Here is a 22207-nt window from a genome sequence, read left to right on the forward strand (position 1 = left end):
GTGTCGACCCCGACCACCGCCCCCGCTCCGACCGGCGATCCGCAGACCCCGGCACCGGCCACGCCGAGCACCAGCTCGACGCCGCAGCAGCCGCAGGCACCCGCCGTGCCGCAGCCCCCGCAGCCGGGGGAACCGCAGGATCTCGCGTCGCTCCCCGACTGGGCCCAGAAGCTCATCAAGGACAGGCGCGCCGAGGCCGCCGACTACCGCACCCGCGCCCAGCAGGCAGCCCCGCAGCCGCCGACTCCGCAGGCCCCGGCCGCGCCGCCCGTCGAGGCCGCCGAGGGCGACGTGACCCGTCTGCCGAAGTGGGCACAGCAGGCTCTCGCCGACAGCTCAACCGCCGCCCGGCGGGCCGCCGTTCAGTCCGCCGTTGTCCAGGCCGCGCCGACCGCCGGGGCAGACATCGCCCGCCTGCTCGACTCCGCGTCGTTCACGGCCGCGGTGGCGCAGATCGACCCTGCCGACACGACCGCCGTCGCGGACGCAATCAAGAACGCCGTTACGGCTCAGCCGTGGCTCGCCGCGGTCCCGCAGACCCCCGCCAAGTCGGGCGCCGACTTCAGCGACCCCGGACCGGGGGCCTTCACCGCCGAGCAGTTCGGCGCCATGTCCTACGCCGAGCGCGCCGACCTGTTCCAGTCCGACCCCGAGACCTACCGGCGCCTCGCCAACCACTGACCGCCCGGCCGCCCGCCGGGCCCCCTAACGCCCGGCCACCGCGCCGGAGAAGGAGCACCCACCCATGGCTAAGACCACGTCCGCACAGATGATCGTCCCCGAGGTGTGGGGCGATATGGCGCAGGCTCAGTTCCTCGGCAAGGTCCGCGTAGCCGGATCGGCCGCGGTCGTCGAGGACAACACCCTTGAGGGTGCGCCCGGCCAGGAGAGCGAGTTCCCCAAGTGGGGCAGTCTCGGCGAGCTGGACGAGCTGACCGAGGCAACGCCGATGACGCCGGTTGCCATGTCGACGAGCTTCGCCAAGGCCGTGATCAAGGAGGCCGGTAAGGCCGTCGAGATCACCCATAAGGCCAAGTTGGTCAGTCTCGGCGACCCCGAGGCCGAGGCGCGCCGTCAGTTCGGTGTCCTGGCCGCCCGCAAGGTCGACGCCGACCTGATCACCCAGGCGCAGGCCGACGAGACGACCCTCGGTGGGGGCAATCCGCTGAAGTTCACCACCGCCGCGGGCGCGACCAAGTTCACGTGGATGGGCGCCATGGTTCCGGGCATCGCGCAGTTCGGCGATGAGTGGGAGCCGGACGACTTTGCGGGCCTGTTCCTGAACAGTGCGCAGTACGCCGACGCGCTCGCCGACCCGCAGTTCGTTGACGCGTCCAAGCTGGGCAACGGTCCATCGGCCGCCGTCGCGGGCAGCATCGGCCGGATTGGTGGCGTGCCCGTGTTCCTGACGAACCGCGTCACCGCCGGAAAGTTCCTGATCATGAAGCGCGGCGCGCTCGGCCTGCTCTACAAGCGGCGCCCGCTGGTCGAGGACGACCGCGACATCCTCGCCCGCTCGACCGTGGTCACCACGACCCTGCACTACGCGGTCAAGCGCCTGAGCGACCGCGGCGTGTGCGTCGGCACCCTCGCCACCACCTGACCGAGAAGAAGCGGTTCCCCATGATGCTGCGCCGCTACCACCCCACCCCGCCGGACGACGAGCCGGACGACGCCGAGAACGCCCCGCAGGCAGACAAGCCCGCGGGGCGTTCTGCTGCCCGCACCAAGCCCAAGAAGGAGTAGCCCGGTGTCCCGTGTCTGCGCCACCCCCGAGCAGCTCACGGCGTGGACCGGGAATCCGGCGCCCGCCGATGCCGAGCGGCTGCTCGCCCGCGCGTCCGAGGACATCGACGACGCGCTGAATTGGGCGGTCTATCTCACCGACGACGCGGGCATGCCCACTGACCCGACCATCATCGCCGCACTCCGGGACGCCGTCTGTGCTCAGGTCGAGTACCAACTCGCCACGGGCGACGACGGCACCGGCGCGGCCGGCCGTTGGGACTCCGTGAGCATCGGGCCCGTGGCCCTGTCCGGCCGCAAGGACGGCCCGACCACGCCCGGCGAGGTCGACCTCGCCCCCCCCCCGCACCGCACCGCACCGCGCCCTCACGAGGGCGGGACTGCTGCCGGGGGTGATCTGGTGAGCCGCGTCCCCGATTGGCTGCTCCGCCACGAGGTCGCCGTCGAGCCCTACCTCGGCACGTCCGCCTACGGGCCCCGCTACGGGCCCGCGGCCACCGCGCCCGCCCTGGTGTCCCAGACGGTCAAGCGCGTACGCGATCGCACCGGCGCCGAGACCGTATCGACGGCGCAGATCATCGCCGCCCCCGATCTCACCTGCCCGACCGGCTCACGGATCACGCTGCCCGACGGCCGCAAGACGATCGCGCTCACCGTCGCCCACCACACCGCCCCGGGCCTCCCGGTGCCCGCCAGTACGGAGGTGATGTGCGAATGACGCAGCGCACCCGTCTGCGCTGGAACGGCGACGCGATCCTCGCTGCCGAGCGCCAGGGCGCCGCCCGCGGTCTGCGGCTCGGCGCCGAGCACGTCCTCGAAGTGTCGCGGCGCCGCGTTCCGATCGAAGAGGCCACCCTCGAACGCTCCGGAGTCGCCGCCGTCGACGAGGCCAGCCTCACGGCCGCCGTGTCCTACGACACTCCGTACGCGGTCCGCCAGCACGAGGAGATGACCTACCGCCACGACGCGGGCCGCACCGCGAGTACCTCGAACTCCCCCTCGCCGAGGAGGCCGACACCGTCGCCGAGATCATCGCCGCACAGGTGCGGAGGTCGCTGCGCTAGAGCGGTTGGGCCTCCGCCCACCGCTGAATAAATTTCTTCCCCTCTTCCGTCAGAGAAAGCGCCACTGTCCCCCAAATGTCCATGCCGGGATACAGGGTGGATGTTTCCACTAGTCCATCGTCAAGCAGATTCGAGATCATCCACCACATGGTCTGATGAATCTGAATACCACCGAACTGCAAGACATAAGGACTCAACCCCTCGTACTGGGTGAACATATGCCGCCCGCTACGGCTCTCGAGTATCTGATGTTTCTTGAGGAACGTCCTCAATAGCTGGCGCTCAGTATCGGTGTAGCGACTGTTCAAGAGTCCAAGATTCGCCTTGTACTGCACCATCGCCCGTCGGTCGATATCGCCCCGGTCGTAGCGTGTATGGCACGTCGGGCAAAGCGCGATCAGATTCTCAAACGTATGCTCCTTCACCTTCGTCCAGGGCGTGATGTGCGCTAGCTCAACCGGTGTCTGCCGACATGTAGGGATGGCACATCGGTGCCCTGCCTCTACAAGTACGGCCCGCTTCAACGCGGTTGGGATGTCTGGTCGCCCTTCAGCCATGCCGCAGACCTTACGCAGCAGCAAGGACAACCACCCGATGAGCTTCCTTTCCGAGATCGTCGACGGCCTGGCCCGCCTGCTCGACGAGCGAGCGGTCGGCGTCTACCGGCCCGACGGCATCTATGCCGCGGGCGAGACCGCCATCACCGACACCGTCATGCCGGACGGACCCGACCGCGCCATCGTGCTCACCGCGTACCCGGTCACCGAGTCGGCCGCACTCACCGACACCGTGCTCGCCGTGCAGGTCCGCACCCGCGCCGGGCCCGACCCGCGCGAAGTGGGCGCCCTGGACGACGACGTGTTCGCCGTCCTGCACGCCTCCGGGCGGCACACCTTCGGGACCGCCCGCATCACGCTCATCTACCGCTTCTCATCCGGCTCACTCGGCGCCGACGCCAACGGCCGCCAGGAGCGCACCAGCAACTACCGGCTGCGCGCGAACCGCCCGCACCCCGGCCTCGAATAGGAGGACCCGCCCTTGAGTACGCCCACGCCCCCGGCCGAGACCGAGACCGCGCTCGCCCGCCGGTACCGCCTCGAACTCAGCATCGGCACCGACGCCACCCCCGTATGGTCCCTGGTCCCGGGAGTCCAGGAGTTCGCCCCCAAGGTCGAACCGACCCAGCAGAAGTCGACGACATACGACGACGAGGGGTGGGCGGACAGCACGGTGACCGAACTCGCCTGGTCGATCGAGGCCAAGCTCGCCCCCCCGCTGCCACCCCATCACCGGCGTGTTCAACGCCGCGCAGGAGAAGCTCAGGCTCGCGTCCGAGAGCTTCGGCGTGGCCTCGCGCGTGCACGTGCGCTACTACGACCGTGAGGGCCGCGACGAGGCGTACGAGGGCCGCGCCCTGGTCACCTGGGAGCCGGACGGCGGCGCCGCGGATGACCTCGACACGGTCAAGGTCACCCTGACCGGCAAGGGCCCCCGCAAGAAGATCACCAACCCGGCCGCGCCCGCGGGCGGCGGCACGCTCACACTCGCGGCCGCGAGCACCACGAAGGAGGCCGCGTAGTGGCATTCGAGCCCAACGACGAGCTGCTCGACGAAACACTCGTCCTCCCGGTCAAGGGTCGCCGCTACACCATTGCGGCGCCCTCGGCGGAAACCGGTCTGGCCGTGCAGGCCCTCGTGCAGAGCGCCGCGGTCGCCGCGAACGGCGGCGAGGTGGACACCGACTCCCTCGGCGATGCGGCCGAGCGCGACCTCTACCGCGACCTGCTCGGCGACGCCTACGACCAGATGCTCGCCGACGGCGTCACCTGGCCGGCACTCAAGCACTGCGCGCGCGTCGCGATCGTGTGGGTGGTGCAGGACAAGGCCACCGCCGAACGCGTGTGGTCCTCGGGTGGCGACCCTTCTCGACTGGCCCCGAACCGGCAAGCGCGCCGATCGGGCGGGGCGAATACGACGAAGAATCCGGCCTCTGGGAGTGGTACGAGTACCCGCCCGGCACCGGCCCGCGCACGCCGCAAGCGTCGCTGACCTGGCCCCAACTCCTCGACCAGTGGCCGCTGATCGAGGCCGATCTACACGAGATCTACGGCGTCGACGTCGGCGACCGGCGCCTCATGCGCGCCCGCTCCTGGCGGTGGCTGCGCGTACGCATCTTCGGTCTTCTCTCGGCCGACTCCCGCCTTGCCCGCCACCTGGCACCACCGGATAAGCCCCCGCGCTAGACCGGTGAGCGCGACCACCCCCGGTTGTCGGCGCTCGACGACGGCCGCGCGGCGCGGGGACATGCGGCTCCCCTCCGCAGGTGTCCCCGCGCCGGTTTGTCCTCCCTGGCTGGGGCGCGCGGGAGTCGCCCCAGGAACGGCTGGGAGGACGGGATGCCGAAGCCCCTGTGTCCGCTGCAATGGATTCGAGGGCTCCGGCCGTCTACGGCCGTTCTGTCCTGTCAGCGGCCCGAGGTCTGGGAGCCAGAAGGCAAAGCCACCATGCGGGGTCTCAGCACGGGCACCTGCCTATGCCTCAGACGCTAACCAGTCCCGAGCAAGCACCGCTACCGCGCATGCCCGTTCGAACGCAGCAGGGGCAGCGCATTGAGGCACACACAAGCACGGAAAGCAGTCCCTATCTCGCCACCCTGGCCGATGAAGCCACACGAGCGAGGATGACAAGCCCTCCTTGAGCGGGCCTGCCCACCACCGAGCACGCGACGGGAGGTGGGTGCCCGTGGCGTTGACTGTCGGCGAACTCACCGGCTTCATCGACCTCGACGACTCCGGGGCCCGCCGCGGCCTCGCCCGCACACGGGCCGGACTCGATGAACTCGCCCGCGGCACCGATGGCCGTCTGCGTGATCTGCGCGGGCGGTTCGTTGCGGAGTCCGCGGCCATGGGCGGGGCGCTTGGCGACGGCGTGCGCTCGGGCGCGGTCCGCGCGGCCAAGGGCCTTGCCCTGGTCGGCGGCGCGGTCCCGCTCGTGGCCGCCGGAACGGCCGCGCTCGGCGGCCTCGCCGCGGGCCTGGCCGTCAAAGCGTTCTCTGCTGCGGTCGGCCCGCAGATGGAGGCCGTACAGGAGGTCGCCGCGCTGGCGGCCGATGCGGAGAAGGCCGCCGCCGAGGGCGCCGCGGACGCAGCCGAGAAGCAGCAGGCGTACACCGACGCCCTCGCGCAACTCCCCCCGGCTACCCGGGATGCGGCTACCGCGTTCATCGGGCTGAAGTCGGATTACAAGGCGTGGTCCGACAGCCTGTCCACGACCACCATGCCGGTGGTCACCAAGGGCATCACCGTCCTCCGGGACCTTCTTCCCACCTTGACGCCGTTCGTCGAGGCCGCCGCAGGCGCGTTCTCCGGGTTCTTCGACGACGTCTCAGCGGGCATCAAGTCCGCGGAGTTCAAGGAGTGGGCGAGCGAGACGAGTACTGCGGCCGGGCCCGCGCTGCGCGACATCCTCGACATCGTCAAGAACTTCGCAATCGGCTTCGCGGGCATGCTGCAAGCCTTCCTGCCCGCCTCCGCCGGGGTCACCGGCGGACTGGTCACCATGTCCGCCGCGTTCGCCGACTGGGGCACCTCCCTCGACGACTCCGAAGGCTTCGCGGCCTTCCTCGACCTGGCCGAGCAGGGCGGCGCGACCCTGGCCAGTCTCGGCGGCGCGGCCATCGAGGTACTCGTCGCCCTCTCTCCGCTGCTCGGCGTCTCGGCTCAACTCGCCCTGTATCTGGCGCAGATGATCAGTGCTGTTCCGACCCCGGTACTGACAGCGCTCGCCGTGGTCATCGGATCCGTGACCGTAGCCACGAAGGCATGGGCACTGGCGCAAACGGTCGTGGCCGCCCGCAACGCCATCTGGACCAGTAGCCAATGGGCCCTCAATGCCTCGATGTTCGCCTCTCCGGTGTTCTGGATCATCGCGGCGATTGTGGCGCTGGTCGCCATCGTCGTACTGATCGCGACCAAGACGACGTGGCTTCAGACCGCGTGGTCGGCCGCCTGGGGCTTCATCAAGTCGGCAACCGATACGGCCGTATCCGGCATCGGAACGGCGCTGAACTGGTTTGCCTCGCTGCCCGGAAGGTTGGGCGGCTGGTTCGGCAGTGCGAAGGATGCCGCCGTCGGCAAGATCACCGAACTGACCTCGTGGCTGGGCGGGTTGCCTGGCCGTACGGCGTCGGCCCTGTCCGGTCTGCCGGGCAGTCTGCGCGCCTCCGCCTCACGCGGCTTTCAGGCGTTCCGTACCGCCGCGGGACAGAAGGCATCGGACTTCATTGCGTGGGTGCGGGGCATGCCCCGCCGCATCGCGAGCGGCATCGGCTCTCTCGGCTCCCTGCTCACCGGCAAGGGCCGCGACGTCGTGCGCGGTCTGTGGAACGGCATCAAGGCCATGGGCGGGTGGATCAAAGACAAGTTGATCAGCTGGGCCAAGGCGATGATTCCGGGGCCGATCGCCGACGCGCTCGGCATCAACTCCCCCTCCCGCGTCATGGCGCAGGAAATCGGTCAGTGGATTCCCGCCGGTGTCGTCGACGGCATCGAGGCGGGACAGGGCGCGGTCGATCGCAGTATGCGCAATCTCGTCTCGACCCCTACCCCCGGGCAGGCCACGGCCGCCGCCTGGTCCGCCCACACCGCATCACCCGCAGGCGGACCAGGCGAGGGCCGCATCGTCCTGGACATCACGGGCGCCGACGGCGAGTTCAAGCGCCTCATCCGCCGCATGGTCCGCGTCGACGGCCGCGGCTCGGTACAGACCGCATTCGGCGCCTGATGGCGACGGGCACAGAGCCCGCCAACATCAGGCGCCGACATCACGGTGCGGTACGGCCCCTACCAGAGCGGCGAGAAGGCGATCTGGTAGATCCCAATACCGTCAAAGTTGTCTCTTTCGTCGGCGGCCGCCGTGGTGGCCCCGCCCATGAGGGCAACAGCCGCCAGGGTAACGGCCGCCAGCACTGAACGCATACGCATCGTGTTTCTCCTTCAGATAGTCCGTCCGACGCCCATATGCGTTCTCGGGACGTGGCTCGGGGACCGTACGCATGCGGTTGATCAACTCGAATGCAGCCTGATCTTCGTCCACACGGCCGATCTCCTTCGACATCTGAGAGGAGGTCCCGTTCGTGGCATTCCCCGACGACCCGCTCAGCGTCCGCGTCGAGCTGTACCTCGGCGGCGCGTGGCTCGACATCACCGGCGACGTGTTCACCGAAAACCCGATCACGATCACGCGCGGGCGCCCCGACGAGGGCGCCCACACCGACGCGGCCACCTGCTCGTTCATCCTGGACAACACCAGTGGCCGCTACAGCCCGCGCAACCCGCGCTCCGACCTGTACGGGCGCCTTGGCCGCAACACCCCCGTACGCCTCTCCGTCGCCCCACAAGGACCCGCCGGGCCGCGCCTGGTCCGCTTCCTGGGCGAAGTGCCCGGCTGGCCCGTGAAGTGGGGCACCCCGTACGACGTGCGCGTGTCCGTGACGGCCGCGGGCATCCTGCGCCGCCTGGGGCAGGGCGCGGCGCCACTGCAATCCGCGATGCGCCGCGAGTTCTCCAACCCCGCCCGTACGTCCATCGAGGCGTACTGGCCGCTGGAAGACGGCTCCGGGGCAACTGAGTTCGCCTCGGCGATGCCCGGCGCCGCACCCATGCGCATCACCATGACCGGCATCAAACCGGCCGCGTACACCGGTCATGAGGCATCCGACGCACTGCCCACCCTGGGCAAGGGCGGCGCCCTGTATCAGTGGGTCGACACCAGCGACCGCGCGTGGGCGCAGGCCGCAGGCAACCCGGCGTGGCTGTCCGTCGAGAACGAGGGCAGGGGCGGCGACACCCTCACCGACGACCAGCTCGACCGCAACGCCCAGGTACTCGCGTGGGCCCACAAGACCTACGGCGTACCCCTCAGGGTCGCCACCTCGACCAGCGACCGCGGCCTCGCCTATCACGGCCTCGGCGGAAGCGCGTGGGGCGGACACACGTCCTGCCCCGGCTCCCGCATCGTCGCCCAGCTGCCCGAGATCGTCCGCCGGGCAAAGAAGCTCGCGGGCGACAACAGCGGCACCACGCCGGACAAGCCCAAGCCGTACACCCCGCCGCCCTTCCCCAAGGGCCTCGCCCCAGGCCACAAGACCCGTCCACCAAGCCGCTGCAGCGCACACTCAAGGCCGCCGGATACCTCGCCAAGAGCGTGCCCGAGGCCGACGCGTACGGCCCGCAGACCCAAGCCGCCGTGGCCCACTTCCACAACGCCCACCCCGCCCACCCCGCCTACCGCGCCGCGGGCAAGCCCCACGACCCGGCCATCGGCCCCCGCGGCAGGGCCGCCCTGCACCGCCTCGCCCACACCAAGTAAGGAGCACCGCCCCATGACCGATGCCACACGCCGCACCCTCGTACAGACCACCATCGCCCTCGCCACGACAATGCCCGCCCTCGTCCAGGCATCCGGCATCTCCGAAACCCTGCCGTGGGTCGCCGGCGCCCTCGCCATCGCGGGCGGCCTCTCCCACGTGATGGCGCTCCCCGGCGTCCAGACGTTCATGCCCGCGTGGCTGCGCACTGAGCCGAGCGTCGACGACGAGCTGCTCGCCCTGCGCCGGAAGGAGGACGCCACGGAGTGAGCCCCACGACGACCGGCGTCGCCTCGCTCGACACCGCGGTCATGTGGAGCGGTGCCCTCGTCGCAGTGGCAGGCGCCCTCGCCCTCGCATGGCGGGCGAGCCGTTCGCTACGCCGGCTCACGCGTCGCGTTGGGGACCTCGTCGACGACTGGCAAGGCACCGAGTCCCGCCCTGGAGTCCCCGCCCGCCCCGGAGTCATGACCAGGCTCGGCGCCATCGAGGACCGCATCGGCCGTGTCGAGCACGAGCTGCACCCCAACAGCGGCGCATCCCTCCGCGATGCCGTCGACCGCGTCGACCGACGCACCCGCCGTATCTCCCCTGACGACGACACCTAGACACCCAGCGCCTCCGGTCACCGGCTCAATGCCGGTGACCGGGGGCGCCTTTGTCGTTGTGGCGTAGGCGAGAGGACCCCCGCCGACCCCATGCGTCGGGGGTCCTCTCTGGGGGTCACCGTGCCGGTTGACCTATGCGGCCACGAGTACGGGAGCCGTTCCCCCTCCGCCGCCCGCCCCCGCGTGGGAGACGTGGGAATCTGGGCGGACGCGGTGGCGTATTAGCCAGGGGATGCCCCGCGCATGGCGCCGCCGGGCCTCGGTGCGTCTGGGGCTCCGAGGATCTTGGATCTGCACTCGCACAGGATCGCGGTAGCAGTAGCAGGTGTAGACGTACCCATCGCGGTCGAGAGGCGGGGGCGTCACGGCGCGGTGTGAGCTCGGCATCGACCAGTAGATCGCCACGAGCGCGAGGATCGCGAGGGCGATGGACAGAGCGACGATTCCCCACATGACCCGTTCGACGTTCATGGGGCGGCCTCCCCCGCATCGAGCGGCTGACTCACCAACAGTCCGACCTTGTCGGCGAGTTGGTAGGTGAGACATCGAGCGAGATCTGGCGGGAGTTCGACAAGAAGAGTCATGTCGAAGTGGAGCCACAGTTCATCCGGAGTGCCCGTGCGTCCGTTCGCGGACACATGCACCATGCTCGGCGTGATCACGAGGACCCCCTTCCGCCCTCAACAAGCCGGAACCACACGGCTTTTGACGTCGGAACCAGGGCGCCGTAGTGCGTGATTCCCCATGCATCGGCGCACTCGTCGACGATGAACAGGCCAAGGCCGCCCTCGCCGTCTGCCACCTCCGGGGGGCATCGGGCGGTAGCGCGGCTTGTCGTCGTGTACGTAGACCCAGACTTGGCGTTCGTCGACCGTCACCTCGACGTACACGATGCGCGCTGCCGTGTGGCGATAGACGTTGGTGACGATTTCGCTCGTCAAAAGCCGCGCGGTCTGCGCGAGCGTCTCGTGCCCCGTCGTGCAGAACAGGGTGACGACCAGATTCCGCAGCACGACAGCGGCTGTTGGCACGTTCGCCGCGGTCAAACGGTAGGTCGTAGAGGACTTCGGTTCGTGCGATGCAGGAGGTGCGGGCGGCGCTAGGGCTGTAGGCATTTCGTCGTCTCCCAACGTGGTTGTAGCGCGCGCTGCTCGCCACCGCGGCTCTGGCCGCCCCCGGGGATGACGCACGCACGAGGGCGTGCGTCAGCAGCTGCACTGCGGGATTACCGGCGTGCTGCGAGGTACCGCCTTGGAAGGTGGGGGGCAACTATGCCCTGGAGCAAGGGTGTTCCTAAACTATGGTCCTAACAGGTGGACCGGCGGCACGATTACGCGACACACTCAAGGCAGACAAGGGGAAGGGACTATGCCGCCGAGGGACAACCCCACCGCACGTCAGGCCCGTTTGGGCGCGGAGCTGCGGAAGTTGCGCGACCGCGCGGGCAAGACTGCCCGCGAGTCCGCTGGCCTGCTGTCCACCGACCAGGCCAAGATCAGCCACATTGAAGCGGGACGCGTCGGCATCGGTGATGACCGCATCCGCCGCCTATGCACGTTCTATCAATGCGATGACGAGGCCCTGATCGATGCGCTGTGCTCCATCGCACGCGAGCGTCGCGGGCAATACTGGTTCGACGAGTACCGGGGCATCCTTGTCCCTGGGTTCCTGGACATCGCCGAGCTTGAGCACCATGCCGTACGACTCACGTCGATGCAGAGCGTCACTCTTCCCGGCCTGCTCCAGACCGAGCGCTATGCGCACGCCCTGTTCTCGGGCGTGCGCCCCAAGCTGCCGTCCGACGAGGTCGAGCTGCGCGTCGAGCACCGAATGAAACGGTCGGCCATCTTCGAGCGCGAGTCCCCACCTACGTTCATGGCGATCATCCACGAGGCGGCACTGCGCATGCGTTTCGGTGGCCGCAAGGTTGCCCGTGAGCAGCTTGACCACCTGATGTCGATCTCGCACAGCCCCACCATCACTGTGCGAGTGATCCCCTTCACGAGCGAGGACTTCATCGAGGTCACTCAACCGGTGTTGTACGCCACGGGAGTTGTGCCCCAACTCGACACCGTGCAGCTCGACAGTGCCTCGGGGAATCAGTTCCTTGATGCCGAGGCCGACCTGTTGAAGTACACGACCCTGCTCGACATCGCCGAGCATGCGTCCCTTGATCCGGACGAATCGCGAAGCATCATCCATCACATCGCACGAGAACTGTGAGACACGTAGGCATGAGCGCATCCATACAGTGGCAGAAGTCGTCGTTCTCGGGTGGCGATGGCCCCAACTGCGTCGAGGTGGCGCAGCACGAGGGCGGGATCGTGATGCGCGAGAGCGACGTTCCCGGCAGCGTCATCGTCACCAGCCGAGTCAACTTGGCTGCCTTCATCGCAGGTGTCAAAGCCGGCGAGTTCGACCACCTCATCGCGTAGCGGCACCCCTTGTCTGCCTCGGTGGAGAAGGACTCTCTTTATGCGAGTACGCGCATAGTCACGTGTGTGCATAGACGCCTGTCGGACCGTCCCCGTAGCGTCATGGGGACGGCCCGCAGGGGGCCAGGACAAGGGGGTTCATCGTCCATGGCACACTCCGGTGCACCGCACAGGAATTGTCTTGCAGATCAGGGTTTCGTGTGGAGTGTTCTTGGCGAAGTACTTCAACCATGGGCTTATCACCGGTTGCCGGTCATCCTGCTGTCGCTGTCTTCCGAGAGCCCCTAGGCGGGCGGCCCTTCCCGCTGTTGGGCCCGCAGGTCGATGCTGAGGCGAAGCGGACCTCGCGCGTGCTGGCCGCGGTGTCGACCCATGCCCGACCTGTTGAGCGCGCCCTCGCACTGCGGCAGGCCTCCACGGTTGCCGGTGAGTTGGCGGCCGCTCTGTCGGATCTGGCTCCGGCTGTGGTCGGTGAGGGACTGCCGGCGGAATCGACCAGTCAGTCGTTCTTTCGGATCCGTGAGGGGGAACTGTCGGATCAGCAGGCTGCGCTGCACGGTGTCCTGGTCGTCCACCGCGGTCTGGAAGATCTGTGTGATGCTCCACTGTCGGGTTCCGACCTGGCGCTGGAAGTGGCCGGGATGCGGCAGTCGGTGCTCGATCTCACCGGCGCAGCGCCGGGCTCCGACGCTGGCTCCGTCCCGCCGGTGGCCGTTCCCAACGCTGGTGCGGAATCGTCGTTGGAGAGTGTGTGGAGTGCTCGGTGGCTCATCGGTCACCAGGTCCATGTCCTGTTCAACGTCTGCGCCGCGGTCGCCGTGGCCGACGCCACCCACCATCTGCGGCACAGCGACGGCGGTGCCGCGCTGACGCGGCTGGCAGACGCGACGGCGTACGTGCGCGGCTTCCCGGCAGCGATGGCCCACGCCAGTACGATCCCGGCCGACTACTACATGGCGGCGGTACGCCACACCATGGCGCCTCCGTCGGTGGACGTCCCGTTGAGCGGGCGCCAGCATCGCGGATACAAGCTGTTCCGGGCGGCGATGAAGGACCTGCTGTCCGTGGTTCCCGACTCCTACGAGCACTTGGCGGCCCGCGCCCCGGAGCTGGCCGAGGCACGGGGCGCTCTTCTGGAAGCCGACATCGTGGACGGTGAACGGCACGTCACCCTCGCGTACTCGATGGTGCATCTGCATCGTTCCATCGCTCAGAAAACCGAAGGCCCCGACAACGCCGTCGCCGAACTACGGCACATGCGCCATCGCCGCGCGGCCCAGTACGCCTCGCTGATCCGATTCGGGGACCACTACATCGCCGACGCCGTGGCCGGCCTGCGCCACTCGTGAGTCCGCGCGTCCGCCGCCCACGCCCCCGGCAGGAGACCCTGATGCCCGAGACGACGCCCGACACCGCCCAAAGCACCGTCGCCGCCGCAGATCGGGAGCTGGATCCGGCCGATGCCGGCGCGTGCGAGCGGCTGGCCCGCACCCTGTGCACCCGCGGGCACGACCAGGTCGACAGCCCCGAGTGGGTGGCAGGGGCCCGGGACGCCTGGGAGGACCTTCCGCTACTGCTGCGCCGTGAGGTGCGCCGGTTCCGAAGGCATTCCGGCCCGCACGGCACCTTGGTGATCGGCGGCCTGCCCGTCGATCAGGCGGCCCTGCCCGCGACACCGGCCGTACCCGGCTCGGTCCAGCGCCAGGCCACCATCTCGGCGGCGGTGCTCACCATGGTCGCCTGCGGGCTCGGCGAGCCACTCGCCTACCTGGCGGAGAAATCCGGCGCCCTCGTGCAGGACGTTGTGCCCGTGCCCGGACAGGAGACCTTCCACGGCAACGCCGGATCAGTACCGCTGTCCTTCCACACCGAGAACGGCTTCCACCCGCACCCACCCGACTACGTGATCTTCCTGTGCCTGCGTGCCGACCACGACCAGATCGCCGGCATGCGCGTCGCAGGCATCCGCCAAGCACTGCCGCTCCTCACCCCAGCCAGCCGCCAGGCCCTGTTCGCACCGGAGTTCATCACCACGCCACCACCCTCCTTCGGCCCCGACGCCGCCGCGACCGAGCCCGATGCCAAGCCCCGACCGGTGCTGTCGGGAGCAGCCGAGGATCCCGACATACGCATGGCCCAACTCGTCACCACCCCGCTCACCCCTCGGGCCGCCGCGGCGCTGCCCGAATTCGGCCGCGCCTGCGAGGCGACCGCCCGTACTCTGCGCCTGACACCCGGCGATCTGGTCGTCATCGACAACCGCGTCACCGTCCACGGCCGCACCGCCTTCCACCCTCGTTACGACGGAGCAGACCGCTGGCTGCAACGCACCTACGTCACCACCGACCTGCGCCGCTCCCGCGACCACCGCCCCCACGACGGCCACATACTCGCTCGCTGACCGGCCACATGTGACTCAGCGGACTCCCAAGTCCTCAGGGGGTCGTTCGATGGCCTGGGAGCCCAGTTGCTGGGCAAGCCCCCCGTCGAAAAGGTAGGTCGCGCCGTTGGCGAAGTCGAAGACCGGTGTCGCCAGCACCGCGACGGCGTGGACCACCTCGGCAAGGGTCGCGTAGCGCTGTAGCGGGACGTCCCGGACGAGGGCGTCGAGGCGTGCCCCGTCGGCGGAGGTGGTCGATGAGTCGCCGATGGGGCCGATCGCGATGGCCCGCGTCGAGATGTCGAGCGGTCCGTACTCCAGGGCGAAGCTGCGGGTGAGGCTCTCAGCGGCGGCTTTGGCCGCGTCGTAGCCGGCCTTGTAGCGGTGTGCCCGGGTGCCGCCAACCGAGCCGAGGACGAGCATGGCGCCCGGTACGCGGTGGGCTGCCGCGGCTGCCGCGACCGTACGCAGGACTGCGTAGGTGGTCACCAGGTTGTCCTCGATCACCGCGCGAAAGGCTCTACGTCGTTGACGGCGATCCGCGCGACGTGGGGTACCCGGCCGGCAGCGTGGAAGAGCTCCACTCGTTCGGCTCCGTCGAGGAACTCGTCGACCAGTTGCATGAAGCGTTCCGTGCGGCAGTCGACGGGGTGCCATCCCTGCACCGTGCCGGTGGGGGCCGGGCCGGTTCGGAGTCGACGAGAAGAAGACGTCCCGGCAGGGCGGCGAGGTGTGCGGCGAGCGGGCGGCCGATGAAGCCGACCGCTCCTACGACGATGCGGTGGACCATCTAGGCCGCCAGGATTCGGTGGTAGAACTCGCCCAGGGCGTCCGCTGCCTCGTCCCACCGCGGCAGAGTCAGCGCTCCCGGCCCGCCCGCCCTCCGTTGTCCTTCCGGCGGGACGGTCAGGGCATCCTGCCAGCGCAGCACGGCCACATCGTCGTCCCACGGCTCAACGATCCGCCAATCGTCGAGCGCCGGCCCGTAGGCGTCTGCCCCCACCGGCGGCGGTGACAGGACGCGGCGGCCTTGCTGTGCCGCGCGGCCACCAGCACGCCGCTGGACCACACCCGTTGGTAGGGCAGCGCCACCAGTCCACCTGCTCCAGCAGCCACACGAACTCGGACCCGGGGTGGAAGCCCGGAAGGTAGCTGACCCAGTCGTGGGCGGCCGCGATCTCGGTCAGGGTGTGGTGGGTGGCCGGATCGTCCGGGTGTCCGGCGACCAGCAGCCGCTGTTCGCCGGTGGCGTGCCAGACGAATGCCTGCGCGAAGGCGGCGGTCCGCTTGTAGGGGCGCAGTCGGCCGAAGCAGCCGATCGTCGCGCCGTACGGGGATCCCCCTCGGTCGGGGACGAGTTGGGGGTATCTGGGGTGGGGCAGGTGCAGCGCCGGGCCGGGCAGGCGGCTGCGGATCCGGCGTGCGGCCAACTCGTGCTCTTTGGTGAAGAAGTGGACGCCGTGCGTGAGCGAGTCGACCTCGTCGATGAACCCCGCATTGCCGTGTGTCCCCTCTTCGTGAGGGGCGAAGTCGTGCACCGTCTGGACCAGACGCGCACCCCTGGCGGCAAGCTCCCGCAGAAGGTCGATCGCCTCGGCGTCGCCGAGAAACCTGGCGAGCATTTCCGGCCAGTGCAGGTGCACGATGTCCGGCACCGCACCGACCAGGTGGGAGAGGTGTCCGGGGGCGAACCGTGGTTCGTCGCGGCACAGCCCCGGGCGCAGTACCACGGCCCCCTGGGCCGCGAGGTGGCTCTCCTGGAGTGCGACGTAGTCGTTCCGCAGGTCTCGGGTATCTGGAGCACGCGGAGTCCGGTCACCGCACAGCCACCTTCTCGATTCCCTCTACGGGGCAGAGGTCCCTGGGTGCTGGGAGGGCTGGGGGTGACGGCGCCGTACGGGTCATGCATCCTCCACCGTGTGATGGCAGTGCACTTGACCTGTCCGTGATGAATGTTCACAGGTGAGGCGGCAGGTGGCGTCCGGGTTCCGGGAAGTGACCGGATCCCGCCGACGTCGGCCGCATGCCGAGTTCTTCTCGACGGTACTGCTGCGATCCATGCGCTGTGGTGGCGCCGGGGAGGGCGAAACCATGCCCAACGCCCCCAGGTCAAGTGGCGCTGCGCAAGTTGCTGACGGTCGTCGACGTCGATGTGGAGTCCACCCGCCGCCTGGAGGTCTACGACCGCATCTTCGAACGGTTCGAGTCGGAGCGGGTCACGGTCACCGGCATGCCCGAGACGTACCGGGCCAGACACGCGCCGCGCGATACCGGTCTCGCGCTCGGGATCGACCCGCAGACCGTCGACATGATCGCCAAGAGCTTCCCGCACATCCGCACCTGCGACATCCGCTATGCGCTCGCCGAGCTGCCCGAGCTGCGCCAGCTCTCCGCACGGCAGCAGGAGTTCGGGCCGCTGTTCGAGCTCGCCGAGGACCTGGACGCCCCTCGTGCGCGGCTACGCCATGCACCCGTGCGGCGTGGTGCGGGCGGTCGTCCTGCCAGGTAGTGCGAGTGGTCGTCCTGCCGGGTGGTGCGGCAGGAGGCGGTGGAAAGAATCCCTGGGCGGGGTATCAACGCAGCGGCGGGCTCGCGGTACTTCAGGTCCCGTCTCTGCACCCCTAAGGCTCGCGGACGAGCCGCTCGTCTGGGCTGCCTGCTGCATGAACATGGCGTTAGTCGATGGCAGGCAAGATTGGCCAGGCCCTGAGCCTGCTGGCTGCCGAGCGGGATCACACCGGGGGCAGCTGCTCGGCTGTGTCCGGTCCCCTTCCAGGGGTCGGGCTTCGAGGCCGGCAATGCGCTTGTCGGCGATGCGCTGTCGGCGAAACGGAGGCTGGAACCGGCGTCCCGGAGACGCTCGAACCATGATCGTGTACGACCAGCCTCCGCCAGTCCGTTTCATGGGCTGAACTCGAAGGTCTCCCAGCACCATTCCACGTCGCATGAGCCCCCTCGGTCGTCGTCCACCACGCGACCAAGAGGCTTGCCAAGATCGGGAAATGAGAACGTGACGGGGCTGGAGATCGCCTCAACGAGTGAGCCGGAGACTCACCCAGTGGCCGTTAACGCGGCGGCGCTGTCCTGCAGGTCGGCCGGGATAGCCATCACGAACAGCAGGAGTGCCCCTCGCGGAGCTCGGCCGCGTTGCCGATGAGCTGCGGCAGCGGGACATCGGAGTAGCCGTAGGGGAAGCCGACCTCGACGGCCCGGGCCTCGCTCCACCACCGCCGGCACCGGGCAATCAACCCGCTGGCCCCCCGGTGACGGCACAGCGGCGGGTTGCGGCACTAGCCCACCACCCGTGTATCGCACGCCATCAAGCCCAACGCCGGACAAATTCGCAGCTCACGCCCCTCCAACGAGGGCTCCGGGCGGCCAAGATGGCCTCCGCCGCCACGACTTGCGCCGCTAGGGCCGCGCTCCCGCATTCTGCCGCCCATCGGCCCACCGCCCGCACCCCACCGGGCGGGCCGCCCGATCCGCCCCACGCCCGTGCGCACCGCCGTGTGCGGACGCACCCGAGCCCCAAGGACTGCCACATGACGCCCCAGCCGCACCCCCACCGCTCCGCCGCCCCCCTGCCGCGCCCGCAGCACGAGGAGCCGCACGCGGACGGCCCCCTCGACCTGCGCACCGCCCTCCTGCTGCTGGCTGGAGGCGGGGCGACCTACGTCGCCTTCCATCAGCCCGGCGCCGGGGCCGCGCTGCCGGTCGGCGTCGCCGTGGTGACGGCGTTCAACCTCCTGCTGGGACGCCTGCTGAGCGGTGGTCTGCGCATGTTGGGTCATGCGCGGCTCTCGCCGCGCCACGGGCGGAGCCTCGGCCACCAGCCCGGTACCGCCCGCCGGTACGTTTCGTACTCCGCCCCGAATGTACGTAACAGCGCCGGCTCCTCGTACCAGCGTGCGAACGCCCACATCACTGTTCCGGCGAGCAGCCCGTACGCCAGGAGAATCGGCCGCCCCAGCAGCAGGGCTTGCCCGCAGATCGCGGCCGTGACCGCCACATACATCGGGTTGCGCACATGGCGGTACAGTCCGCCCACCACCAGGTGTTCGGTGGGTGCGACCGGTGCCGGAGTGCCCAGCCCTTCACGTACGAACCGGGTAAAGGCGTGCACCAACACCACCGCACCACCAGTCAGCACGGCCCCGCCCAGCAGCCGAACGGCCAGCCACCCATGACCGGCCTGCCACCCCGTCAGCCACCAAGGCACCAGACCGGCAACAGTGCCCGGAGCGAGCGCCAAGAACACCGAACTTCCCACAGCCGCCCTTGATCTGCGCATACAGGCAGCATGAGGACTCAATTCCTGGGCGTCGAGGTGCTGGTCCTTGGTGATTCAGGGGTGCCCGTCGGCGGTGTCCGTCCCGGCGAGCAGGCGGGTGCGGTCTTGCCAGGCGTGTTCCCATTGGCGGGTCAGCGCCGGGTAGATGATCAAGTAGCGGAACGGTGCGATGAAGGCCATGTAGAGCCGTCCGAACAGTCCGTTGGGTTTGACCAGGGCCGCCATGCGCAGTTCGTATCCGCCGTCGCTGGTCGGTATCCAGCCCAGGTGCATGATGTCGTGGACGGTCCTGTTGGCCAGTTCGCGGGCGGCCTCGGTGTGGAGCAGGTACACCTCGGTGAACGGGTCGGTGCAGGGGGTGGCGTCGTTCGCGGTCTGGGCGAGGTCGCGTGGGAGGCGGTCGCGCAGCGAGACAACCCGCGCTGTGCAGCTGGCCGGAGAGCCGGACGAGGGCTGCTGCCTGCTGGCCGGCTGCGGCGCGCGGGGACCGGTTCAGCCTCCTCCCACGCCTCCGGTCGTGCAGCGGCTGCGGCTTCCAGGCCGTGAAGCCGGGCGTGCAGAGTGAGCCGAAGGCCGTCGCAGGTGCCTCCCGCGCGGTGAAGCGCCCGCCGGTGCGCGGGTGCGGGCGAAAGCTGAGCAGGACGTCGTCCGGCGCGATGTCCGGCGAGATGAAGTCGGCGAGGGCTCGGGTGATGTCCTTCGGAGCAGGGTCGGGGCCGGGCACCGCCGTGGTCGGGGACATCTGCTCCGGCAGAGCGTGGGGCAGGGCGAAGGCGGGGCTCACGCGGTGGATCTGGCCGGCGAGTTGGCGTATCGATCGGTCGGCGTATTGCAGCCAGGCGCGGGTGGGTGCCGGCAAAGACGGCTCGTGCAGCGGCGGCTCAAGGAGCTGGGTCGTATGAGGCAACTCGGCGGCAAGGCCGTCGAGGACAGCCTTCTGCTGATGCTCACCGGCGTGAGTGAGGGCCCACAGCCTCAGCTCGTCCAGGTCGGTGGTAGCGGACCGTGATCGGCAGTCGGGCCGTAGAGCCGGGGGTGCAACGTGGCGAGGTAGTGGTGGATGGACCCGCCGCCACTGCGGTGGCCGAAATGGGAGGCGACCCGCGGGCGGGTTCTGTAGCCGATGAGGACGTCACGGACCGCGATGTCGGGCGTGATCATGTCGGCCAGAGCGCGGGCCAGTTGGTACGGGGGCGGATGCGCGGGGAGCGTATGGATCTCCAGACGGAGCGAGAGGACGGGGCCGCACGACCGGGAAGTGGCAGGCGCAGGTCGGGCCGCGCGTCAGCGGGAGCGCGCGGGCTCGGAGGCGGCCTTGAGCTGTACCGGGCGGGCGGTCGTCAGGGCTGGGGACCGCACAGCAGGAGCCGGCGCAGCAGCACGGTCCAGCGCCGCTGGCGCTCGGGGGCAGCGATGTCGAGGACGGGCAGCCACTCCCCATTGCCGTCACCGTCGGCGGCGCCGGTGGGGCGGGGGTCCCAGCCTGTGGCCATAAGTGCTCCTGGTGGTCCCTGGTTTCGACGGGAGGCGGAACCGCCGAGTGGATCCCGGTTCCCGGCTGAACACCGCCATCCTGCGGCTGTACGGCGGACCCCGCGCGGCCGGAGAGCCCGAATGGAGGCGGCACACCACCACCGAGCGGGTCACCGCGCGGCCGTCGCTGACCGGGACGCCCCCGGGCCGTCAGTCAGGCGGAGCCTCCCGCCGCTCGCCACGCACGTCCGCGACGGCGACGGCGAGTGCAAGGAGCACGAACGCGAGCGCCGTGAGCAGCCCGAGCTGCAGGGCCCGCCCCCAGTCGTCGTGGTTGGCGACGTGGGCGAAGAAGACGGCGCTGACCATCGCGATGCCCGCCGCCGAGCCGATGCGCTGACCGGTCTGCAGGACGCCGCTGGCCGAACCGCCCAGGGACACCGGCACCTTGGACAGCGTGAGCGTGGTGTTCGGCGAGATCACGAGCCCGGAGCCGACCCCGGCCAACAGCAGCGGCACGGCCGCCACCAGGGCCACAGCGCGTCCGGGCACGAACTGCACCACCGCCATCGTGCCCGCCAGTCCGAGCGCGACCCCGACCAGGCCGTACGCCACCAGGCGCCGCCCGTGCCTGACCACGAGCCGCCCACCCGCCGCCGCAGCGCCCGCCGACCCGACCGCCACCGGCGTGGCGGCCAGGCCCGCCTGCAGGGCGCTGAGACCGTGCCCGTTCTGCAGAAACAGCGTGTAGACGAAGAACAGCGTCGTGAACCCCGAGAAGTAGGCCAGGCCGAGCAGCGCGCCCAGTGAGAAGGACCGCAGCCCGAACAGCCGCAGATCGACCAGCGGTGCGCGGCCCCGCGCCGACTGTCGCGATGCTCGCCGCTCCCACCCCCAGAAGCCCGCGAGCAGCGTCACCCCGGCGGGAATCAGCAGCCACTTGCCCCGCCCGGCCCACTGCTGCTCCTGCACCAGGGGCAGCATGATTGCGACGACCCCGGTGCCGAGCAGCACCACACCGACCAGGTCGAAGCCGGTCCGCCCGCGCCCGGCGCGCTCGGTACGGGGCAGCAGCCGCAGGGCCGCCACGAACGCGGCCACCCCGATCGGCAGGTTCACGAAGAACACCGCGCGCCACCCGTGCTCCGCCCCGAAGCCCCCGATGAGCAGCCCGCCGGCGAGCGGCCCGACCGCCGTCGAGATCCCCACGACGCTGCCGAGCCGCCCGAACGCCCGTGCCCGCAGCGGCCCTTGGAACATCTGCTGGATCAGCCCCGACACCTGCGGCGACACCATGCCCGCGGCGGCACCCTGCAGGAGCCGGAACACGACGAGCCAGGTGGCCCCGGGCGCGAGTCCACACGCCACGGAGGCCAGCGTGAACAGCGCGAGCCCACCCAGAAACACCTCCCGCCGCCCGTACAGATCCCCCAGGCGCCCCGCCGGCACCAGCACGAGCCCGAACGTCAGCGCATAGCCCGACACCACCCACGACAGCTCCGCCTCCGCGGCGCCGAGGCCACGCTCGATGGAGGGCAGCGCCACGTTGACGATCGACGTGTCGAGCAGCGTCATGAACCCGGCGGTCAGCAGGACCCCGAGCGCCCTCCAACTCCTCTGATCTGCGGCTTTGTCCGCGGACGCACGCGCCGTGGGGGTGTCGATGCTGTCCATGCGCCCACGCTAGGCAGCACGGGTCCGGTCCCGCGGGCCGGAGAGCCCATCTGGAGTACGCCGGTGCGAGCTCCGCCCGACGATGCCCGACGGTGGGAGAGAGCCCCCACAGGCATAGCCACGGATACGACAGCCACATGCGTACGTACGAAGTACGTACGGAGACGGA

At 69.8% G+C, this 22207-nt stretch carries 27 protein-coding genes and 4 pseudogenes; 17 read left to right on the forward strand and 14 right to left on the reverse strand.

Features of this window, described 5'->3' with window-relative positions; translation table 11 throughout:
- From OG453_RS38080 to OG453_RS38100, 5 genes and pseudogenes are all read left to right on the forward strand, one after another.
- The gene (locus OG453_RS38080) at positions 1-681 is read left to right on the forward strand and encodes a hypothetical protein (protein WP_266873305.1); all 681 of its coding nucleotides are present in this window, start codon (positions 1-3) and stop codon (positions 679-681) included.
- 64 nt (positions 682-745) lie between these two features.
- Complete coding sequence (locus tag OG453_RS38085; protein WP_266873306.1) at positions 746-1603, forward strand: phage head protein; 858 nt, start codon at positions 746-748, stop codon at positions 1601-1603.
- Positions 1604-1623: 20 nt separating this feature from the next.
- Positions 1624-1746 carry a hypothetical protein gene (locus OG453_RS38090; RefSeq protein WP_266873307.1) on the forward strand — a complete coding sequence of 41 codons (123 nt, stop codon included), beginning with the start codon at positions 1624-1626 and terminating at the stop codon, positions 1744-1746.
- Between the two features lie 4 nt (positions 1747-1750).
- Positions 1751-2464 carry a hypothetical protein gene (locus OG453_RS38095; protein WP_266873308.1) on the forward strand — a complete coding sequence of 238 codons (714 nt, stop codon included), beginning with the start codon at positions 1751-1753 and terminating at the stop codon, positions 2462-2464.
- Positions 2461-2810: pseudogene (locus OG453_RS38100) on the forward strand (hypothetical protein). Before OG453_RS38095 ends, OG453_RS38100 begins: the two are co-directional and overlap by 4 nt.
- On the opposite strand, the gene OG453_RS38105 reads toward OG453_RS38100, so the two are convergent.
- On the reverse strand, positions 2807-3367 hold the full coding sequence (locus OG453_RS38105; protein WP_266873309.1) for an HNH endonuclease: 561 nt from the start codon (positions 3365-3367) through the stop codon (positions 2807-2809). The pseudogene OG453_RS38100 and the gene OG453_RS38105 overlap by 4 nt on opposite strands.
- Before the next feature lie 37 nt (positions 3368-3404).
- On the opposite strand from OG453_RS38105, the gene OG453_RS38110 reads away from it, so the two are divergent.
- The 3 genes from OG453_RS38110 to OG453_RS38120 all read left to right on the forward strand — a co-directional run bounded on the left by OG453_RS38110 (position 3405) and on the right by OG453_RS38120 (position 4859).
- Positions 3405-3836, forward strand: a complete 432-nt coding sequence (locus tag OG453_RS38110) for a minor capsid protein (protein ID WP_266873310.1) — start codon at positions 3405-3407, stop codon at positions 3834-3836.
- A 268-nt stretch (positions 3837-4104) separates the two neighbouring features.
- Positions 4105-4389, forward strand: a complete 285-nt coding sequence (locus OG453_RS38115) for a phage tail tube protein (RefSeq protein ID WP_266873311.1) — start codon at positions 4105-4107, stop codon at positions 4387-4389.
- Positions 4389-4859 (forward strand): hypothetical protein, encoded by a 471-nt coding sequence (locus OG453_RS38120; RefSeq protein ID WP_266873312.1) that lies wholly within the window; start codon positions 4389-4391, stop codon positions 4857-4859. The genes OG453_RS38115 and OG453_RS38120 overlap by 1 nt, the downstream gene beginning before the upstream one ends.
- A 44-nt stretch (positions 4860-4903) precedes the next feature.
- Here the strand turns inward: OG453_RS38120 and OG453_RS38125 are convergent, their stop codons facing one another.
- Entirely contained in the window at positions 4904-5116 is a 213-nt protein-coding gene (locus OG453_RS38125; RefSeq protein ID WP_266873313.1) for a hypothetical protein, read from the reverse strand.
- Positions 5117-5552: 436 nt separating this feature from the next.
- Between OG453_RS38125 and OG453_RS38130 the strand changes: the two genes are divergently transcribed.
- Complete coding sequence (locus OG453_RS38130; protein ID WP_266873314.1) at positions 5553-7592, forward strand: hypothetical protein; 2040 nt, start codon at positions 5553-5555, stop codon at positions 7590-7592.
- Positions 7593-7651: 59 nt separating this feature from the next.
- On the opposite strand, the gene OG453_RS38135 is transcribed toward OG453_RS38130, so the two are convergent.
- Positions 7652-7786 (reverse strand): hypothetical protein, encoded by a 135-nt coding sequence (locus OG453_RS38135; RefSeq protein WP_266873315.1) that lies wholly within the window; start codon positions 7784-7786, stop codon positions 7652-7654.
- A gap of 695 nt (positions 7787-8481) precedes the next feature.
- Here OG453_RS38135 and OG453_RS38140 point away from each other — a divergent pair.
- The 3 genes and pseudogenes from OG453_RS38140 to OG453_RS38150 all read left to right on the forward strand — a co-directional run.
- Positions 8482-8805: pseudogene (locus OG453_RS38140) on the forward strand (N-acetylmuramoyl-L-alanine amidase); the annotation flags it as partial.
- Between the two features lie 387 nt (positions 8806-9192).
- Positions 9193-9447 (forward strand): hypothetical protein, encoded by a 255-nt coding sequence (locus OG453_RS38145; RefSeq protein WP_266873858.1) that lies wholly within the window; start codon positions 9193-9195, stop codon positions 9445-9447.
- Positions 9444-9785, forward strand: coding sequence for a hypothetical protein (locus OG453_RS38150; RefSeq protein WP_266873316.1), 342 nt, complete (start codon positions 9444-9446; stop codon positions 9783-9785). Before OG453_RS38145 ends, OG453_RS38150 begins: the two co-directional genes overlap by 4 nt.
- A gap of 132 nt (positions 9786-9917) precedes the next feature.
- On the opposite strand, the gene OG453_RS38155 is transcribed toward OG453_RS38150, so the two are convergent.
- A complete protein-coding gene (locus tag OG453_RS38155) occupies positions 9918-10256 on the reverse strand; it encodes a hypothetical protein (protein WP_266873317.1) in 339 nt (112 codons plus the stop codon).
- The gene (locus tag OG453_RS38160) at positions 10253-10447 is read right to left on the reverse strand and encodes a hypothetical protein (protein WP_266873318.1); all 195 of its coding nucleotides are present in this window, start codon (positions 10445-10447) and stop codon (positions 10253-10255) included. Before OG453_RS38160 ends, OG453_RS38155 begins: the two co-directional genes overlap by 4 nt.
- 706 nt (positions 10448-11153) lie before the next feature.
- On the opposite strand from OG453_RS38160, the gene OG453_RS38165 reads away from it, so the two are divergent.
- The 4 genes from OG453_RS38165 (at position 11154) to OG453_RS38180 (ending at position 14621) form a co-directional block, all read left to right on the forward strand.
- Entirely contained in the window at positions 11154-12008 is an 855-nt protein-coding gene (locus OG453_RS38165) for a helix-turn-helix transcriptional regulator (protein ID WP_266873319.1), read from the forward strand.
- 11 nt (positions 12009-12019) lie between these two features.
- A complete protein-coding gene (locus OG453_RS38170; protein WP_266873320.1) occupies positions 12020-12220 on the forward strand; it encodes a DUF397 domain-containing protein in 201 nt (66 codons plus the stop codon).
- Between the two features lie 362 nt (positions 12221-12582).
- On the forward strand, positions 12583-13569 hold the full coding sequence (locus OG453_RS38175; RefSeq protein WP_266873321.1) for a hypothetical protein: 987 nt from the start codon (positions 12583-12585) through the stop codon (positions 13567-13569).
- Between the two features lie 41 nt (positions 13570-13610).
- A complete protein-coding gene (locus OG453_RS38180) occupies positions 13611-14621 on the forward strand; it encodes a clavaminate synthase family protein (protein WP_266873322.1) in 1011 nt (336 codons plus the stop codon).
- 15 nt (positions 14622-14636) lie between these two features.
- Here OG453_RS38180 and OG453_RS38185 read toward each other — a convergent pair whose 3' ends face one another.
- The 3 genes from OG453_RS38185 to OG453_RS38195 form a co-directional block, all read right to left on the reverse strand.
- Positions 14637-15089, reverse strand: coding sequence for an SDR family oxidoreductase (locus OG453_RS38185; RefSeq protein ID WP_266873323.1), 453 nt, complete (start codon positions 15087-15089; stop codon positions 14637-14639).
- A 301-nt stretch (positions 15090-15390) separates the two neighbouring features.
- Positions 15391-15531, reverse strand: coding sequence for a hypothetical protein (locus OG453_RS38190; RefSeq protein WP_266873324.1), 141 nt, complete (start codon positions 15529-15531; stop codon positions 15391-15393).
- Between the two features lie 22 nt (positions 15532-15553).
- A complete protein-coding gene (locus OG453_RS38195) occupies positions 15554-16330 on the reverse strand; it encodes a hypothetical protein (protein ID WP_266873325.1) in 777 nt (258 codons plus the stop codon).
- 410 nt (positions 16331-16740) lie between these two features.
- Between OG453_RS38195 and OG453_RS38200 the strand changes: the two are divergent.
- A pseudogene (locus tag OG453_RS38200) lies at positions 16741-17086 on the forward strand (DNA polymerase III subunit alpha); the annotation flags it as partial.
- Between the two features lie 621 nt (positions 17087-17707).
- On the opposite strand, the gene OG453_RS38205 reads toward OG453_RS38200, so the two are convergent.
- The 6 genes and pseudogenes from OG453_RS38205 to OG453_RS38230 all read right to left on the reverse strand — a co-directional run bounded on the left by OG453_RS38205 (position 17708) and on the right by OG453_RS38230 (position 22038).
- The gene (locus OG453_RS38205) at positions 17708-17848 is read right to left on the reverse strand and encodes a hypothetical protein (protein ID WP_266873326.1); all 141 of its coding nucleotides are present in this window, start codon (positions 17846-17848) and stop codon (positions 17708-17710) included.
- A gap of 42 nt (positions 17849-17890) precedes the next feature.
- Positions 17891-18391, reverse strand: a complete 501-nt coding sequence (locus OG453_RS38210) for a hypothetical protein (protein WP_266873327.1) — start codon at positions 18389-18391, stop codon at positions 17891-17893.
- Complete coding sequence (locus tag OG453_RS38215) at positions 18388-18891, reverse strand: isoprenylcysteine carboxylmethyltransferase family protein (protein ID WP_266873328.1); 504 nt, start codon at positions 18889-18891, stop codon at positions 18388-18390. Before OG453_RS38215 ends, OG453_RS38210 begins: the two co-directional genes overlap by 4 nt.
- A gap of 54 nt (positions 18892-18945) precedes the next feature.
- A pseudogene (locus tag OG453_RS38220) lies at positions 18946-19311 on the reverse strand (DUF2867 domain-containing protein); the annotation flags it as partial.
- A gap of 920 nt (positions 19312-20231) precedes the next feature.
- On the reverse strand, positions 20232-20384 hold the full coding sequence (locus OG453_RS38225) for a hypothetical protein (RefSeq protein ID WP_266873329.1): 153 nt from the start codon (positions 20382-20384) through the stop codon (positions 20232-20234).
- A 190-nt stretch (positions 20385-20574) separates the two neighbouring features.
- A complete protein-coding gene (locus OG453_RS38230; RefSeq protein WP_266873330.1) occupies positions 20575-22038 on the reverse strand; it encodes an MFS transporter in 1464 nt (487 codons plus the stop codon).
- Positions 22039-22207 lie beyond the last annotated feature (169 nt).

The sequence above is a fragment of the Streptomyces sp. NBC_01381 genome, assembly GCF_026340305.1.
Lineage (GTDB): Bacteria > Actinomycetota > Actinomycetes > Streptomycetales > Streptomycetaceae > Streptomyces.